This window comes from Paenibacillus sp. FSL R10-2796 (assembly GCF_037965315.1).
Taxonomy (GTDB): Bacteria; Bacillota; Bacilli; order Paenibacillales; family Paenibacillaceae; genus Paenibacillus_AQ; species Paenibacillus_AQ odorifer.
Genome location: NZ_CP150178.1, coordinates 2914054 through 2930374, shown reverse-complemented (window position 1 = coordinate 2930374; position 16321 = coordinate 2914054). Strand labels below are relative to the sequence as shown.

Here is a 16321-nt window from a genome sequence, read left to right as displayed (position 1 = left end):
GAGAAGGAAACTTTTCCTTACGTGCTTACTTCTATAATATCCGCTACCTTTATCCATTCCAAATCATCATCTTGACGGAATTTAATCTGTTTAAGCTGCTGATCTACTCTCATGACTATCCCGTGGATGGATCTTTCCTCATATTCCCCAAACAATGTAATCGTGATCGGACTACAATCCTCTAAAGATTGAGCTAATACCTGTGAGATTTCAGCTAATGCTTGGGGATCTAAATCAGGCTTTGATCGCACCTCTTCTTTCAGCGAATCGTCCAGAATCCTATTTTTATGCTCAGGCATTATCATCCGACTTCCCTCCCAAAGACCATTACCTTCAAGTTTCTTACGCTGTTGTGATTTCATTGTCTTCGTCAACTCCCTTAATAACTCTCAACGCTCGTGGCATGTTCTTACCTCTCTGTATGTACCCCTTGATCTCTAAGCGCTCCATATGTGCATGTATTACCGCTGTAGATGACAATCCTACCTCCTTGGCAAGCTCCCGCAAAGTAGGTGGATAGTGATTAATTTCGATCATCTTAATTAATGATCTGAGTATTTCTTTTTCTTTATTCGTTAATGGCTTCATGCAATTGCTCCTTTATCACTTGGCTGCCAAGCTAATATGTTTACCATTAGAAACACTCTTGGCGCTCCTGTATTTAAGCATGTTGCGCGAATCTTGCCGTCATTCATGCTTTTAACTTCAATTTTGCGCTGAGTAATCTTGCCGACTTTATCTAAGTAAACAATTTCAACGGTTTGACCAATCTGCATTTGCAAGTTGATAGCCTCCCAAAATAAGAACGTTTGTTTGTATTATAACCAAACATACGTTCGAAATTCAATGTAAAAAAGAGCCACGATTATTCTCCGGGCTTCTTTGTGTATTCAATTAATTTGATTACTTTTTCTTAGAGGTTTTCGTTATTGTCATTTCTAGACCAACCTTTGAATTTGTTTTGTCTAACCTCACAGTTAACTTCTTGAATATAAAAACACACTACGAGCTTAATAAGCGTAGTGTGTTTTTGTTCATCATTCAATTTTTAAAATCTCATTTATTAAAATCTCATTATTCTGGCCATTGTGGGAAAGTTCCTAAAACCATTACCCCAAAAGTATATTTCCAAGTCGTGCTTCCTCTTTTAAGTTGCGTTGTGAATTTCACTCCAATTTGAGTGCCTAATCCACTAGTTAATACGGGTTCCCAATTATAATTTTGGACTTCAAATAAATATGTATTTCCAGATATTATATTCCAAGGATTTCCGGGGTGATTGCCCTCATTTGTATAATTTTGATTCGTGACGGCTCCGTTTTTTCCAGGACCGACCTGTATGATAGTCGAGTCTGCAGTCATAGATGAAATCGTAGAATCTTCTTTGTCCCAACGGACATAGGCTTTATCCATTCCAGTATACATGTCATTATAATAGGTACTAGAATAGATCGTTATGGATAGATTCACACCTCCGGAAGGATCCCATTTATTATCTCCCTTAAAGGCTCTCAAACTAACATCAGTTTTATACTGTGTTCTTTCTTCACCTGTTTCAAGGTTTTTAATATCACGGATCTTGTGTGTTTCATTTTTGAGGATTTCAGTTTCTAATGAACTTTCCGTTTCACCATCCGTAGACAGTAGTAAAGCCTTCTCATTACTGTTATCAAAAAAACGAGCAGCCTTCTGTTCACTCACATTGTAATCTAAATCCGTCTCATCGTAAGCTTTGGTTACTGTAAAGCCTTCCGGAATAAAATCATTATCAACATTCTCTACGCTTTTAGCTGACACAATACCACCTACACTAGTCAAAGACAATGAAAAAATAAGCGTTACAATTCCAAATTTAATTCTTTTTTTCAACATTTCCAAATTCCTCCTTTTAATGTGATATATAGACACTATACCACATTAAAATAGTATTACTAGTATATTTTCCATATTTATTGTATTATTTTAGTAGATTAAAATACATTAAAAGTAGGTGTCCATCATGAAAAAACTATTTTTATTAAGTCTTTTGCCATTATTATTTTTGATTGGTTGCTCTGATAAAACTCTCAGTTGGGAAGGACAAAGTGCTAATTGGACCGCTACAATAAAAAACGAAAAAAGTTCAGAACTAACTAACTTCACTATTAAATATATCGGAGAAGAGAAAGAATTAACTGCTATCTCTTATCAGTTTGCAGGGCAAGTTATAACAGCTAAAGGGCTGTACGATGATAAAACTTATCCAACTTCATTTCAAATTCAATCAACTTCAGAGAAAAATATGGAACACGAAGAATCTTCGGTAAAACTTATAATTAAGTGGAACAATAGTAATGAAGAAATCGTACAATTAAAGAAAAATTAAACTTTTATGAGATATATCACAATGTTCACTCGTGCCGTTCGATGTAAACCTAGGCTTAGAGCAGTAATAGAAACTCCGAAATCGTTTTCAAGTAAATTAATGAGCAGATCAACAAATACCCCGCCAACCACTTTAGGTTGACGGGGTATTTGTTATACATACTTAAGCCAAAACTATCCTAAATTCAAATTCACTTCTCATGTAATAAGCATCATTAGCCTTAACGCTAACTCGGCTCCATTTCTGGACTGGAACGTCCGCAACTAGGTATAAATATCTGCCAGCCAGTTTTTACGTAATCTCTTCATTTTTCTTTAAAATTTATGTTTTTGATTATTAATATAATGGAGAATAGAATTAATAGTATAAATCCTACTAACGAAATTATATTAGTAATAAAAACTAACAACACACCAAATCTGCTTGTTCCATAACCACTCTCGAACATTCCAAGTTTAGCGTAACTAAGGATAGGATTATTTAATAAAGCGAGTATAACACTACCCAAAATACAATAAAGCAATTTCGAATTTTTCCCCATTAAGATTAATCCTCCTATATTTTTAATTTAATATCCAAAAAATGCTTTTACCGACCTCTGAATAATTAATATAAATGATTTGGAACATTATGTATATGTGGGTAAGTAAAACTTTCCTTAGGATATAAGTCCAGGTGTATAATAATCATAAAAGACCCGAGGTGTGGTCATGGATAAAAAACTTAAGCAAAGTTTAAAGGTCGCAGCCGTAAGACGAGAATTGATTGTTGTATGGCTATTAAATGGGGACAAGATAAAGGGTATTGCGGAGGTATCAGCAGATCCAGAGCGAGTTAAGATCAATACGATCGAGGGTCCGGTTTGGGTACCTTACATTGAGGTGGAGAGTATTTCACGAGTAATTAGATTGCGGATCGAAGGGGAAACGACTGAATGAATAAAAATACCCTGCCGATATAGCCGAGATACAATGGACCATTATGTATACATACTATATATACTGGCAAGACGGATTTACCTGAACACAAAGAAAAGCCCTACCATTTATGATAGGGCTTTTCTTTGTGTTCAGAGTTTAGAATAGTATCTCTTCATTGTTTTCTCACTAATAGGATTATTTGAGTAATCGTCTTCTGCCAGACCTTTTCTAGCCTCAATCCAGGGTTCCTCTTGGTGAGTTAAAGATTCCAAAAATTTTGCATCATGATGGCCATAAGCTTCCCAAACTTCATTCAATATACTTTCTTGGTCATCATTAAACCGCGCTTTACTTTTTTCACTTTTGATTGGGTTCCACCCGTAGTTTCTATACTTTGAGAAAATCTCAGTATTCACAGGTCCGTGCACCCAAGCTTGAAATTTAGCATCAAACAGCTGCTCTTTTTTTGAAGACAAAACTAGATGCCATGCTTGCGCATAATAACATAACTTTTGGAGTTTTAAATGCGTGATAGGTATTCCATCTTTGTATGACCTTTCAATAAAAAAGGACGCTACGTCTTGGATAGTTACCATAGTATCACTCCTTTCTCCATTATATCTAGATTAAAGCATAACGTTCCCATTTTGTATATACAATTATACTTCCATATTCCTTTTCTTCCCTGATACATTTCCATTTCTTACTGTTGTTTTGACTTTATTAGGTTGTTTGCTTGATTTATATACACTCGTAAAATTAATCACTTCAGCTTTTACGACACTAATAAATTTTAAATCACTTATCACGAGTAATCCGTATTTATCCCCTACTTTTAGTATTTTTTTATACAAGTAATTAATATTATTTTGTAATTTAGAAATATTGATATAAGGTTCAATTTGAATGGATTTATCAATTGCTATGTTATAGTATTGAACAAATCGTTGTTGGGAGTAGAGAAGCACAGACATTTTTTCAAAACAATACCTCAATGAACTGTTATTAAAATTAAAAGATGCCGATATATTTGAATTTCTATTATCTTTTAAATATGGATTTTCATGATTTTTATCCCTTACTAAGTTGTCCACTGAAGTAGCATAGACTTCTTTAATAAATCCACCATTGAAGTTTGAAACAATAAATTTTATTAAAAATCCTGTACATGAATAATGAGAAACCTCAACACTCTTCACAAGAGTCTGTATCATCATATAGAGAATACATTCACGTAAGGCCTCATCTTGGTTTGCTGATGTTAATTTTTGTACCGGTATTCTTCTTTGGGTTGTTCTATTAGTTATTGGCATAATTTTTGTATTTTTCAATAATGAATGAGCAATATCAGAAAGATCCCTAATGTCATTTTTCTCAACCGCTAAAATTAGTAACTGTTCATAGATCGAATTCACACTGCTTATTTTCTTGTCTTTGCTCTTTTGATTTTCTATTAAGGAATTAAATTTTCTTAATACTAGACCAAGATTGCCTTGTCTATAACACAAGATTGCCAATTCATGAAGTGCCGTGTAATACTCCTGTTCCCCAGATTCCAGTCTAAGAAATACATTAAAGGAGTAATTTGCTTCTTCAAGTCGATGCGAACTTAACAATTTACTAATTAAGTTAACTTGGTTTTTAAGTATTGATCGTTGTAATGAAATATATCGTGAATCCATTTTCCCTTGTTTTAAAATTAGTCGCTTTAGTGTTTCTGGATTTTCTTCAGTTATTAACTGTAATGCTTTTTCCCATTTTATTAATGCTTCATTATAAAAATCAACTGTATTTTTCTCTATACCGAGAAGTAACAATTGAAAGAGTGCATTAATATTATTATTAATTCGTTTATATAGCTGATCTTTCTGAAACTCACCTAAAGAATATGGGAGAAGATTCCAACTCTGTTCAATCTCATTTAAAGCGAATCTGAATTGAGAAGATATATTTAAGTTTGAAAGATGAACTTTAATCGCTTCAACCCCATTTATTATTGCCAATAAACTCAATACAATAAGAAATATTACTCTACCAGAAAACTCTTCGTTCAATTGTGACAAAGTTATTGATGATGTATTTGAGTAGTAATAATTCAACGCTCCTTTCAAATGTGTTCCAAAAGCAATTGATAAAACAGAGGTCAAACCATAAACTACAGTCGATCTATTCCAAAAAGAAACGCTACTCATGGCAAGCGCCTTTTGTTCTTTGTAACTGAAGTAAAAAAAGGTTAAACTCAAAGGCAAGGCAATAATCAGTATTTTTGTCAATCTTTCAATTATTGATAAATCAGTGCTAATTGCTTGAGTTAAACTAATTTCACCGTATAGCGAATAAGTGAAATTAAATATTGGAATGTTGATCCCCTTGGCAGAAAACCATAAAAAGAAATGTATTAACGGAGTAATTAAGACAGCAATCCAAGTCTTGCTAAAAAGTCTTTTAGCACTAACTGTAATTAAATCCACGAAATAATTTAACAACAAAAAAGCTAAAAGCTTAGCCATGCCAAAGGACTCACTGAAAGATCCCTTATTATTCTTTGTCATTTACTTAACATCCTGACGTATTGGAGTAAACACGAATAAATTATTCCATATTTACAGTTAATTCTCAAGAACGTTTTTATTAAATCCCCATCCTCTACTAGAAAGACGGGGATTCTTTTTTATTTTACTTATTCTTCGCGTAACTTAAGTAAGCATGTTCTATCGCTGATGTTATCTCAACAGAAGAGAAACTAATACCTTTCTTATCTAACTGTTCCTCAACATAGAGAATTGCATTTCCCAATTTCTTTTCCCCATCAGCTTGCCGAAAGAGAGTTTCTGCATACGCAACAGCTTCAGTTGTTATCTTGTGTAGTAGCTCCCGCTGAGATACCGATAGCTTTGCATCAAACCATGAATTTGCCTTTTGTTGTAGCAACGCTACTGCTCGCAAAATTACAGTAGCCAATACACCAACAATAGCCAATGCAACGGCAGTAATATAGGGTTGTGCTTGATCAATAATTGGTTGCATGGTTATTTACCCTCCAATCTTGTGATGAGTAATCCAGCTGTATACAAAACCTTAAGCATCCGGTAAAAGTCATAACTTCCACCCGTTGGTGTGTCTACCAATCCCGCATCAAATGCAGCTTGTACAGCCTCATTTGCCCAAGCAGGTATTTCAGTTAGATTCGCCTTACCCTCCAACTTATCCACTCTAGATAAAACTTTAGCGATACTCAGCCCTTGCTCTGTTGCAGCTTGTTTAAGTACATCTTTGCTATTAGTCAAGCCTGTTACGACTTTTAATAGCTCCTTCACTTGTTCTTCCAGTTCTGCAATTCTACTCATATCTTCATCTGCCTCCCCTTTTATTCGATCTAAAATAGCCGTTGCTTTTGCCATTGCTGTTTCTGATGGTTTGCTACCAGCTCTCAGCTGAGTAAGAGTTAAGCCAAAGGCCATTTGGAAATGCGGATAATCCTTAAATGATGTCCAGTCACCGCCCCAATCAAATCCGAGCTTCTTAGCCTCTTCCACTACTTCAATCCAGTCTTTTATGTTGTTTCCGTTGTAGTCTCGGTTCATATCCCATGAAACACTCGACCCATTAGGCAGCAGCAAAGCAAAATCAACAGCCAAACCAAAATTGTGGTAACTATACCCGCCCTTTGCATTGGTCACGATAGATCCTGGTTTTGTACGCCCTTGTGCGTAGAGAGCGTCTTGTTCTGCAATAGTTCGTAATCCTTGAGTAATAACAATAGGCACTCCCCGAACGTAACAGCGTTCAATTAAAACTGTCGCAGCAGCCAATACGAACGGATGCAGACCAACCAGGCGTTTAGATGATTTACTCTTTACTTGATCCAGCGTCAGAGGCATTACTCATCGTCCTCCTTTCTGCTGGCAGCGCGTTTAACCTTCTTGTCCAGCTCACTCCCCACCCACTTAAGTACTACATCCAAGACTGGCAATGGGAGTGAATCCCCCCAACCTGCCCGAATTGAGTTTGCTGTCATACTCTGCAAAACGTGGTACAAGGTTCCAATAGATAATGCACCAAATATCGCTCCAGGCAACCCGAACACCATATCAAGCAGATGTCCACCTGCGGGTAGTAGCAACATGAAGAACGTACGAAAGACTCCATCAATTCCATATTTACTGGCATATGTGTTATCCTTTTTGGCGGCTCTAATACCAGATAACCAATCCATGATAATAAAAAATAAAAGTGCGACCATGATGGTTACGACAGCGTCCGCCTCCCCGTATAAAAAATCAAATGTTGGAATAAGTACTGCGCCTACTGTTGACGCAGCAATTTGAGATTTTGTCATTACAATTCGCCCCCTTTCTATTGTTTTTCCGAATTTATTGCTGGTTCTAATTTTGTATTTTCTTTTGGTTGCAATGCACCTAACATTTCACCGACTCTATGATCAACTTGCTGCAAAACCTCAAGTTGTCGCCCGGGGTAAAATTCTAATACTGTTATAATCGCTTCAACTAGTTCTTCAGCAGGTCTCGTTAGATCAAGTGCTAATTCAAGTTTTTTTATAATCACCAAAGGTTACGCCTCCTTTCAGGCAAAAATAATAACCATCCAGTTATGAATGGTTACGCAATGCCGTTTTTCTTTTCGTATATTTTAATCAGCCATTCCCTGCCCAGCTGAGTGAATCGCCGATGATACACAACTCTGCCGCTGTCCAGAACCTCTTGTTTAATCTCGACATAGCCACAATCGGAGTATTTGCTGTACAGTAGCCACGTCTCATTCTGCTTGAATTGAATGCCCCGATCTTCCAAATCTCTATTGAGTGCATTGGCAGACTTAAAGCCGATCTCCTTTGCAATCTCTGTGGCGGTGTAGGTCTTATTAACGTGCATCAAAATGGCATTTGTTCGTTCGGCCTGAACCCGCGCGGCACGTTCCTCTTTGAGCTTTGTCAGCAGTTCAATTCCGAAGTCGGGGTTGTTCAATATGTTGTCGATTACATTGTCTGTTGCGTATATTCCATGTTTCTGGATTGCTGGGAGCATATCTTCGTACAGCCAATCCTGAAAAGGGATAGCTTTCGGCTGAGCAGATTGTCCTAGAACGCGGTTGAGTGAGAGGCTGGAAATAAACTTTTCTCCAGCATTATTGAGCTTTCGGACATTTCGATTCAAAATGTCCGAATTCTTGATGTGATAAATCTGTTCCTCTTTGCAAAACTTCAGAACATGATTTGTTGCGGATTCTCCTTGGTATTCAAGTGCTATAGACACATCTTTCGCCCTAATAATGAAGTCGCCCTTGAATTCAATATTAACGTCTGCTTTTGTAAGAACTGCCACTTCGTGTTGCCCTTCAAAGAAAAAAATGCTACTTTCGCTCATCAATAGTTCCTCCGTTCAATTTTGGACATGAAAATAAGCCTCCGAGTTATCGAAGGCTTTCTACTATCAAGCTTATATGTGTTTTGGTACTTGTTCGCTACGGTTATGTCATTAATTAATTATAGCCCAAACAACTCAAATTGTTTACAAGTACGAATTTGACTTTTTAAGATACACAAATAAAGGCCCCTCCTTAGGAGAGACCTTCTTAGTTATAGAATATATTTGTTTTTATACTGTAGTACTACGGTTTATTTGTCTTCAAACCTTCAAGATAACTAAAGAATGATGTGATTGCTTCATTAGCTGTTTTTATAACTTCTTTTTCTTTACTGTCTTTAGAACTGATAAATAAAGAGTAACTTGTCTCTAATACAACAATCTTTGAATACATGCTTTCTTGTTCACCACTCAATCTAGGATTCCTTGAGTAATTGTTATAGTAGTCATTTAATATGGTTTCTTCATCCTTGGTTAATGGAAGAAGATCTTTTGACTTTTCATCGTAAATCCGGACAATTTCGAACGTCTCCTTTTCGAAAAGTTCCACTGAAGATGTTGGGACTGGTTTACTCATTGCTCTTCCATATGCACTTTTTTTAGGATCATTCGTTAAATAATCAATTACTACAAATGAGATAAATAAAATAATTAATATAGAGGTAATAACTATTAATTTCTTCTTCATTTTTGATAATCGCCTTCAATTGATTTTATTTGGGTATCAATATCAGTAATTTTCTGTTGCAAAGTGGCTGATTCAGCCATTAACTCTTCAATTTTCTTAATACCTTCATTAATTGTATCCTGCCAACGAGGTTGTTTATCAACAAGTTCTTTGCCTAATGCAATATAGTTCACTTCGTAATAATTAATTGATGTTTTATTTTTTTCTATCTCTGCCAATAGTCTATCCCGTTCTTCTTTTAATTCAGCTGATGATAACGGAACAGAAGTTGTTAATGCCGAAGTTGTTGAATTATTTGCATCTCCCATAATAATCTTTTTCCCCTCTACTTTTAGAGTCGTTCCTGAGGCCTCTGCCACTGATCTAACTGGAGCATATGCTGATCCATTAATAATAACTGCATCTGCCACTTTCTTGCCATTCTTTTCAATTGTATATATCCCCTGTATTTTTTGACCAATCAAACTTGTAGAATCAGCAAAAACCGTAGCTCCAACAAACAATAGGACGCCAACAACAAGACCAGAGACGAATTTTTTCATAACTTCCAACCTCCTAAACACTTTTTCCTTATAGTACCATTAAGGCTTTGAAGTTGCATAGGTTCCACCTCCAGTGTTTGGCAAGTTTGCGGAATTCCCATGATTATGAGGAGGTACAGTGACGGTATGAGTGTGATTATAGATATATGACCAAAGTGAGCTTATTCCAGATTGGAGATCACTTATTAGATCTTGTAATGTTTGCTGTCCATTAAAAATTTTCGCCCATGATGGGACAATAATTAGTCCTGAGGAGCTTGGAGAAAGATTAACATTCGATCCAGAAAGAGTAACATTTCCATAACCACTTACTATAAGCCCAGCTGATGGAGAATTATATATGGTAGATTCATTACCATTGGCCCTGAGAATAATTCTTGAAACACCACCGTCGTAGGCTGGTATAGATATACCACTATTAGAATCTGAGTAAACTCCAAACGCTATGTTTGATGGATCAATCTCTACCCGGGGGTATATACCAGGTGCACTTGTTCTGAATCTAGCACCAGTAAGAATACCTCCAATGATTTCTCCGCTTGAATAGATATTTCCCTCGAACGTTCCACCTTTAGCATTTATGGTTCCTTGGAAGGTTCCATCAGCTGCATAAACACTACCAGAGGAATTAACTACAAATTTGCCATTACCTACATTGATGGATGATCCCACAATAGCCCCGCCAGAAAAGTTAGAATTCGCTATTGAGGCATAGTTTGCTGTCAATTTATTAGCTACCAAGTTACCAGCCATATCTACTCGAAAGGGCGCTTCATTGAAGTTTGCGTGTCCTGCTGCTATACCATTGGTATTGATTTGAGTGACGGCATTTCCAGTTCCGATCAACATTGAAACAAAGCTACCAAACTGTCCAATTACTGTTTCAGCTAAGACACCGCCTGCCGTTACAGCAGAACGCACAGTCTGCCATCCATCCGTTGAGATGCCCAATCCCGCCGATGTAAGGCGAACTTGACGTAATGGATTTGTTTTTTCCCTTGCCAATATCCCGCCATCTTCCGGATAGATAAGTTCAGTTTTCGAGTTGTTAATATCTGTAATTACTTGCTTGGCTACAGCTTCAAAAAGCTCTGTTCGGATACGTCCGTTTGAATATAGGTTATCAACTAACTTTTTGCTTTTGTCTAGGTCGGCTATGATATCGTCATAGTCTCTCAACATCACATTAGCTATTGTTGCTTGAGCGTGTTTTTCTTTAGTGAAAGGATATTCTGTGAGTTCAGTTATCCTAGCTTTAAGTTTGACCATTTCCATGTCTGGATCGTAACAATAGACTACATCACCAAGGTTTGGTTTTGTCTCTTCTCTATCGATCTTGTGTAGATCAGCTCCGTCAACTGAAACCTCAAACGTAGGGATTTCTCTTTCCCTTAGTGTCTGTCTTGCTACTCTAAGAAGCTCATTAACAGCAGTATTTGAATCAATGCTTGGATCAATGTCCTGCTCAATAATTTCATCGTCAAAATATGGTACGGAATCACTAGCCCAAGTTGAGGCGTAAGGAGATATAAGATAATTGACTTGTAGTATACCGCCAACTATTGCACCCGGAACAGTCTCTAACAGCGTTTTCTCCTCGTTTGTTAAAATTGAGGACGGTTGACCAATCCAAGTCGTCCCATCCTTCATTTGGGCGTACAATCGTGTTACAAGTGATTTCGCATCGTCTTTGAACTGATCTGATACTATGTTTTTCTTAATTCGATACTGATGTCCATCATCAATTCCGATTTTCTTTTTCAGATGAATGACAAAGTTATCTGGCTCGACTTCGCATCCATACATCTCCACGATCTTATTTAGTGCTTGAAGGCAATTTCCTTGTCCAAAATCTTTTACGTCATGAAGATCGAAAGTATCATCGATTGAAAAGGTAAATCTTCCACCAGTTGCCTCAGTAATTAGATTGGTCAGTCGAGAAATAGGTACACCATAAGCCTCATTAATATATAAGGAATATGGAAACTTGAAATCTGTTAGTTTAAACATCACATGTGTACACATGATAGAGGCTGTTAGCTTACGCTCTTCTCTTACTCTGGATCTGCTATTGATAACGTAGAATTGACCCCGTTCGTCCTTAACGTGACCCTTAATTAATAATTTTTCTTGGTAATCCTCTGAATTCATGGGCACCAAGAAAGATATCTCGTAATCCGAATTGATCCGTCTCTTCCGTTGGATATCGTATGAATCATTTAAAATCCCCACACGCTTCATGTTCTTATCATAAGACTGAAGGTAATCCAAATGTGTACCTCCTTTAATATAGGTATTTATCTCGATGAGTAACGCGCGCAAGTACAGATCTAGTTATTTCTTGATCGGTATATGTGATCTTGTTTTCTCCAAATACGAGATCGAAAAAGTCACCATCCATCAAGTGAAGTACGTTTTGCCCATTCTTGGTTATTTTCATTTTTTTGGTATCAATAACTATTCGCTCACCTGGTGCGAACCCACCCGTAAAAATGATTTCATCGGTATGTGTATATTTCACTGTTGCCTGAACCTCAAGCGCAAGTTCGAATAAAGCATTATAGGACTGTTCTCTAACCATAGTTGTTTCAAAATTAAGCATAGTCTCAAACTCTGCTCCAAATGATTGTTCACGTATCATTTCAGAATTGAATTCTGTGATAAATTCAACTACTACAGGAATAGCCATATCTAGATTAAGCTTAGATTCAACTTCAGTGATGATGTCGAAATTAACTGAGAAAGATAGTTCCTGTTGAAATGGTCTATCAAAAGGTAATCGATTAAACGCACCCCCGAACATAACTCCTCTCCTTTCTGGTCAGGAAAATTTTCCATACGTAAAAAAATGCCCCCGAAAACTTCGAGGGCTTGTGGTGACTAACAATATTTATTCTTCTATTTTTAACGGCGTGCCATTCTCGTCATATCCAAGAGTCGCAAGCCGCGTCTTTACAGCAGCCTTGGAGCCAGTTGGGACTTGAGCAATTGTAATATCTCCATAAATAATGAGCGATGCCATAACGATAATCATTTGTATTCCACCTCCTTTCTCGGACTTCAGTAATAGCCATAATAAAAGGCGGCTGATGACGTTCACCGTCATCAGCCGCCTAACAAAATAGAATAAATTTCAAAAAGCGCATTTTTATTCTCCCGGTCTTTATCTTCTATCAGTTTTTTTAATGCTTCATTTTCAAGCTTCAGCTTTTCAACTTCTGTCTGTTCTCCAGGCTTTGTCAACTCCGCAATCTCTTCTGGTGTTAAGCCCTCGATCCATAGGTTATCAGGCTGTGTAGGAGGTGTATAAACTGGCACAGGACCTTGTTCCTCTCCCTCCGCCCATCGCTCCCGCCAATCATGTAGCTCGTCGGCATAATCGCTTTGTGCCTCTAGTACAGCGTCCTGATATGCATCCCATGTTAACAGATCGAAACGCGGATGATACAACCCGGTCGGCAACGGAATGCCTACGAGATAACCGATGATCTCTCTTGGCTGTTCTGGTTCTTCTAGCGCGTCCGGTTCATCTTCGATCTCTTCATCTCCCGGCAGCTCAGGAGCTTCTTCCTGCACTGGCTGGGCATAAATAGGGACGACCCCTATTAAAGAGTCGTCCGGTTCTACATCTTCTATATACAATCCGTTTAGGTCTACTTTCGGTACTGCTTTTCTCATGATATCGCCTCCTTTAATCTAACGGAAACCGTAGACCATCAAATATAATATTTTGCTTTACGTTGACCTCTGTTGTTATATCTCCATTTACACCTACTGACACTGCGCTCGACGTTGGATCTACTTTTGATGTCCATGAGGATGTAAGCATTCTAGAGATTCGCACAGGTCGAAACTGCGTCGGCAAATTAAAAATCTTTGTACCCGCTGGTACGTCAGCAGCGCTGTAATACACATAGCCACGAAATTCTACAAACCCTTTGTTTACGCGATAAGCTAAGTCAAAGGCAGTAAATCCGCTTAGCACTGCGGACGGTGTAATCCAAGGCCCTGCATCCTTTTCCGCTTTCTTGGCTTCAACGACGGATACCCGCGCTAGAGCTTCAGTTACTCCATCCGTAAGATCATGTAGCTGTCCCTTTTCAGTGGCTGCATACACCCCTGTTACACTTGACACCGGGGATTTATCTAGGCTGATATAAGATACGCTGTATGAGGCAGTTGTATCGTATCTATCTGTCCATGCATAAAACGTTCCGTCTGCTAATTTATCAATATTCCAAAAATCAGGCAGACCGTTTTTAAAAACTTGTTTAATTTCGGAGGCGCGTTTTTTCAGGCTAGAATCTCCACCATTGCCTGCGTCATTGAGTCCAATGTAGTATACGTCTGATAAAGCATTTTTCTTCGGTCTCGCAGGCTCCCTCGATATATAACCACTGCCTACCTCGATAAAGTTATCGCCTTCGAGCAGAGAAAGAGCGCCATCCTCTTGTACCGTCTCCGTGGTCGGTGTTGCTAGACGGTATAGAAGTTGATACGGTGTCCAGCCCGAAGGTATTGTTGTTGGCAATACTCCTACCGGATTGCCAGCACTCAAAATCTCGACCCATCCTTTTGTTTGTCCGGCCGTACCGTTATATGGATTTGTAGCCACTCCACTAGCGCCGTTGTACATCCGCCAGCCATTAAAATATGCCTTAATTTCGTCAGATGTAGGAGTGTAGGAGTCCCCCCAACCGGAATCTGTGATGGCAATAGTAATGTATAATACACCATTGTAAAGCGTTGATTGATCAGCAGCTGAATAAACACCCGCTGAAGGATATAAAGGGTATCCGTTATACTTAGTCACTCGTTCTGATGCGTTTATGCCACTAGAAGTTGGTAAAATAACGCGTACACGTTTGAAACCTGTGTAATTCGTATCGAATAACCACGACCAGTCACCCACAAGATTAGATTTACGCCATAACCTCGTCACCTCATACCGTCCGTTAACCTCACGCAGTATATCCGGTTCGCTGCCATCCGTTGGGTTAGCGTGTAACTCTACTCCGCTAAAGGCGATAAGAGAGTCTTCGCGTGGCTGAAACGGTGTGGTTGTGCTGCCGATTTCAAGTTGCCAGTTACGGAAGGTGAAAGTTCCAGTAGTGGCGGTGTTTAAAAAGATGATGTTAATTGATTTTGTACCCGCTGGAACTGTAAATGTGAATGGAATAGGATCACCAGAGTTTTTAATTTGATTAATCGTACCCACATCAGAAATCAATCTTACAACTGCCTGGATGTTTCCTTCATAAGCGAACGTGTAACGTCCAGGAGCAGCCTCAACGGTAATTACGGATTGATAGCCAGTTCCAGTCGCTGTCAAAGTTGCATCATATGGACCATTAACGCGAGCCTGGGCGTGCAGTGTATCCAACTTATCCGGTAATAAATTACGTCCATATCTCCGTACATACAACCCATCTACTCCATTAATACCTGGAGGTACATAAGGTAAAAGACGGTCTATAGCTTCGCCTGTGATTGTGGTTCCAATAGCTGCATAGTCTGCTGCAGACACGGCGTAAAGGCGGATCTCGTCAATGTATATTACAGCATCCATAGCGGACGTATATCCAGCAAACAGTCGGAATCCTGACCCCACGAGAGTGTTATTTGTCGGCACTTTTAAATACACGAATTGCCAACTACCTACTGTTGTATTCACTGCACTTGCAACATACTTAGCGTTTGAAGTCCCAACATCTCTCAGATAAAATACAGGCATACTGGAACCTGACACTGTCGTGGACTCAATATATACCCAAGCACCAAGAATATACTGCTTGTTCGCATCCAATGGGGTATAGAAATCCTTTGTCATGGCACATGACGCGGTGTTTGTGGGCGCGAACCTAAAGGAAGATGCTCCCGAGCGTTTGATACTAGTTGATAGTGTTGCCGGAACAGCCCCTTGCGCCCATCCCGTTAAACTCTCTCCACTCCCAGCCCCACCAAGTAAATCTATTCGCGAACATCCAGATACCTTTAATCCTTGTAGTCTAGCGTTCTTTGTTGCGTTTAAGATTTGCTGACCAGCTGATAGGATGACATCGGTTGTAGATTCCGAAGTTACTCCGGAAAGATCCGTTAAATTTTTGCGAAATGCTTCGTGATCGTAGGCGGTGTAATAACGGGCAACGCGTGAAGCTACCGCCCATCCTTTTGCTGTTGTTCCTCCAAATCCGCGTGTACAACCGATTAAACTATTTCCACTTTTGGACGTATAGAGAACGGTCTCTGACGTTTCATCTACACCAATCGTAATGATATTAGGACCTTCTGGTAAAACACTCCCGGTTACAACGGGTATAGTCGTAACTGCTGCCGTTATTGCCGCGGATAATTCCGTGCCCGGCGAATTGGCTATCGCAGAATACATTTGCTGTTGTGCCATTAATTATCCTCCTTCCTTA

20 protein-coding genes are annotated in these 16321 nt (G+C 38.6%); 2 read left to right on the top strand and 18 right to left on the bottom strand.

Going from position 1 to position 16321, the window contains the following annotated elements:
• Positions 1 to 17: 17 nt before the first annotated feature.
• From NST58_RS13215 to NST58_RS13200, 4 genes are all read right to left on the bottom strand, one after another.
• On the bottom strand, positions 18 to 362 hold the full coding sequence (locus tag NST58_RS13215; RefSeq protein WP_339248288.1) for a YolD-like family protein: 345 nt from the start codon (positions 360 to 362) through the stop codon (positions 18 to 20).
• Positions 343 to 588, bottom strand: coding sequence for a winged helix-turn-helix transcriptional regulator (locus NST58_RS13210; RefSeq protein ID WP_076273417.1), 246 nt, complete (start codon positions 586 to 588; stop codon positions 343 to 345). The genes NST58_RS13215 and NST58_RS13210 overlap by 20 nt, the downstream gene beginning before the upstream one ends.
• The gene (locus tag NST58_RS13205) at positions 585 to 776 is read right to left on the bottom strand and encodes a hypothetical protein (RefSeq protein WP_076303973.1); all 192 of its coding nucleotides are present in this window, start codon (positions 774 to 776) and stop codon (positions 585 to 587) included. Before NST58_RS13205 ends, NST58_RS13210 begins: the two co-directional genes overlap by 4 nt.
• 298 nt (positions 777 to 1074) lie before the next feature.
• Positions 1075 to 1872 carry a hypothetical protein gene (locus tag NST58_RS13200; protein ID WP_339248286.1) on the bottom strand — a complete coding sequence of 266 codons (798 nt, stop codon included), beginning with the start codon at positions 1870 to 1872 and terminating at the stop codon, positions 1075 to 1077.
• Between the two features lie 127 nt (positions 1873 to 1999).
• On the opposite strand from NST58_RS13200, the gene NST58_RS13195 reads away from it, so the two are divergent.
• Positions 2000 to 2365, top strand: coding sequence for a hypothetical protein (locus NST58_RS13195; protein WP_076220718.1), 366 nt, complete (start codon positions 2000 to 2002; stop codon positions 2363 to 2365).
• A gap of 710 nt (positions 2366 to 3075) precedes the next feature.
• Complete coding sequence (locus NST58_RS13190; protein ID WP_339248283.1) at positions 3076 to 3303, top strand: hypothetical protein; 228 nt, start codon at positions 3076 to 3078, stop codon at positions 3301 to 3303.
• 131 nt (positions 3304 to 3434) lie between these two features.
• Here the strand turns inward: NST58_RS13190 and NST58_RS13185 are convergent, their stop codons facing one another.
• The 14 genes from NST58_RS13185 to NST58_RS13120 form a co-directional block, all read right to left on the bottom strand.
• Positions 3435 to 3881, bottom strand: a complete 447-nt coding sequence (locus NST58_RS13185; RefSeq protein ID WP_339248280.1) for a type II toxin-antitoxin system antitoxin SocA domain-containing protein — start codon at positions 3879 to 3881, stop codon at positions 3435 to 3437.
• 63 nt (positions 3882 to 3944) lie between these two features.
• A complete protein-coding gene (locus tag NST58_RS13180) occupies positions 3945 to 5837 on the bottom strand; it encodes a hypothetical protein (protein WP_339248277.1) in 1893 nt (630 codons plus the stop codon).
• A gap of 124 nt (positions 5838 to 5961) precedes the next feature.
• Positions 5962 to 6312, bottom strand: a complete 351-nt coding sequence (locus NST58_RS13175; protein ID WP_339248274.1) for a phage holin, LLH family — start codon at positions 6310 to 6312, stop codon at positions 5962 to 5964.
• Positions 6313 to 6314: 2 nt separating this feature from the next.
• Positions 6315 to 7166 (bottom strand): M15 family metallopeptidase, encoded by an 852-nt coding sequence (locus tag NST58_RS13170; RefSeq protein WP_339248272.1) that lies wholly within the window; start codon positions 7164 to 7166, stop codon positions 6315 to 6317.
• Complete coding sequence (locus tag NST58_RS13165) at positions 7166 to 7624, bottom strand: phage holin family protein (RefSeq protein WP_076316626.1); 459 nt, start codon at positions 7622 to 7624, stop codon at positions 7166 to 7168. The genes NST58_RS13170 and NST58_RS13165 overlap by 1 nt, the downstream gene beginning before the upstream one ends.
• Before the next feature lie 17 nt (positions 7625 to 7641).
• Positions 7642 to 7854: a hypothetical protein gene (locus NST58_RS13160; RefSeq protein WP_339248269.1), complete on the bottom strand. Its 213-nt coding sequence runs from the start codon at positions 7852 to 7854 to the stop codon at positions 7642 to 7644.
• Between the two features lie 50 nt (positions 7855 to 7904).
• Positions 7905 to 8669 carry a phage antirepressor KilAC domain-containing protein gene (locus NST58_RS13155; RefSeq protein WP_081387723.1) on the bottom strand — a complete coding sequence of 255 codons (765 nt, stop codon included), beginning with the start codon at positions 8667 to 8669 and terminating at the stop codon, positions 7905 to 7907.
• A 244-nt stretch (positions 8670 to 8913) separates the two neighbouring features.
• Positions 8914 to 9357, bottom strand: a complete 444-nt coding sequence (locus tag NST58_RS13150; RefSeq protein WP_339248267.1) for a hypothetical protein — start codon at positions 9355 to 9357, stop codon at positions 8914 to 8916.
• Positions 9354 to 9899, bottom strand: a complete 546-nt coding sequence (locus NST58_RS13145; RefSeq protein WP_339248264.1) for a hypothetical protein — start codon at positions 9897 to 9899, stop codon at positions 9354 to 9356. The genes NST58_RS13150 and NST58_RS13145 overlap by 4 nt, the downstream gene beginning before the upstream one ends.
• 39 nt (positions 9900 to 9938) lie before the next feature.
• On the bottom strand, positions 9939 to 12170 hold the full coding sequence (locus tag NST58_RS13140) for a phage tail spike protein (RefSeq protein WP_339248261.1): 2232 nt from the start codon (positions 12168 to 12170) through the stop codon (positions 9939 to 9941).
• A gap of 13 nt (positions 12171 to 12183) precedes the next feature.
• Positions 12184 to 12702 carry a hypothetical protein gene (locus NST58_RS13135; protein WP_339248258.1) on the bottom strand — a complete coding sequence of 173 codons (519 nt, stop codon included), beginning with the start codon at positions 12700 to 12702 and terminating at the stop codon, positions 12184 to 12186.
• 87 nt (positions 12703 to 12789) lie between these two features.
• Entirely contained in the window at positions 12790 to 12933 is a 144-nt protein-coding gene (locus NST58_RS13130) for a hypothetical protein (RefSeq protein WP_162636801.1), read from the bottom strand.
• A 71-nt stretch (positions 12934 to 13004) separates the two neighbouring features.
• On the bottom strand, positions 13005 to 13577 hold the full coding sequence (locus NST58_RS13125; RefSeq protein ID WP_339248255.1) for a hypothetical protein: 573 nt from the start codon (positions 13575 to 13577) through the stop codon (positions 13005 to 13007).
• A gap of 13 nt (positions 13578 to 13590) precedes the next feature.
• On the bottom strand, positions 13591 to 16302 hold the full coding sequence (locus NST58_RS13120) for a hypothetical protein (RefSeq protein WP_339248252.1): 2712 nt from the start codon (positions 16300 to 16302) through the stop codon (positions 13591 to 13593).
• Between the last annotated feature and the right edge of the window lie 19 nt (positions 16303 to 16321).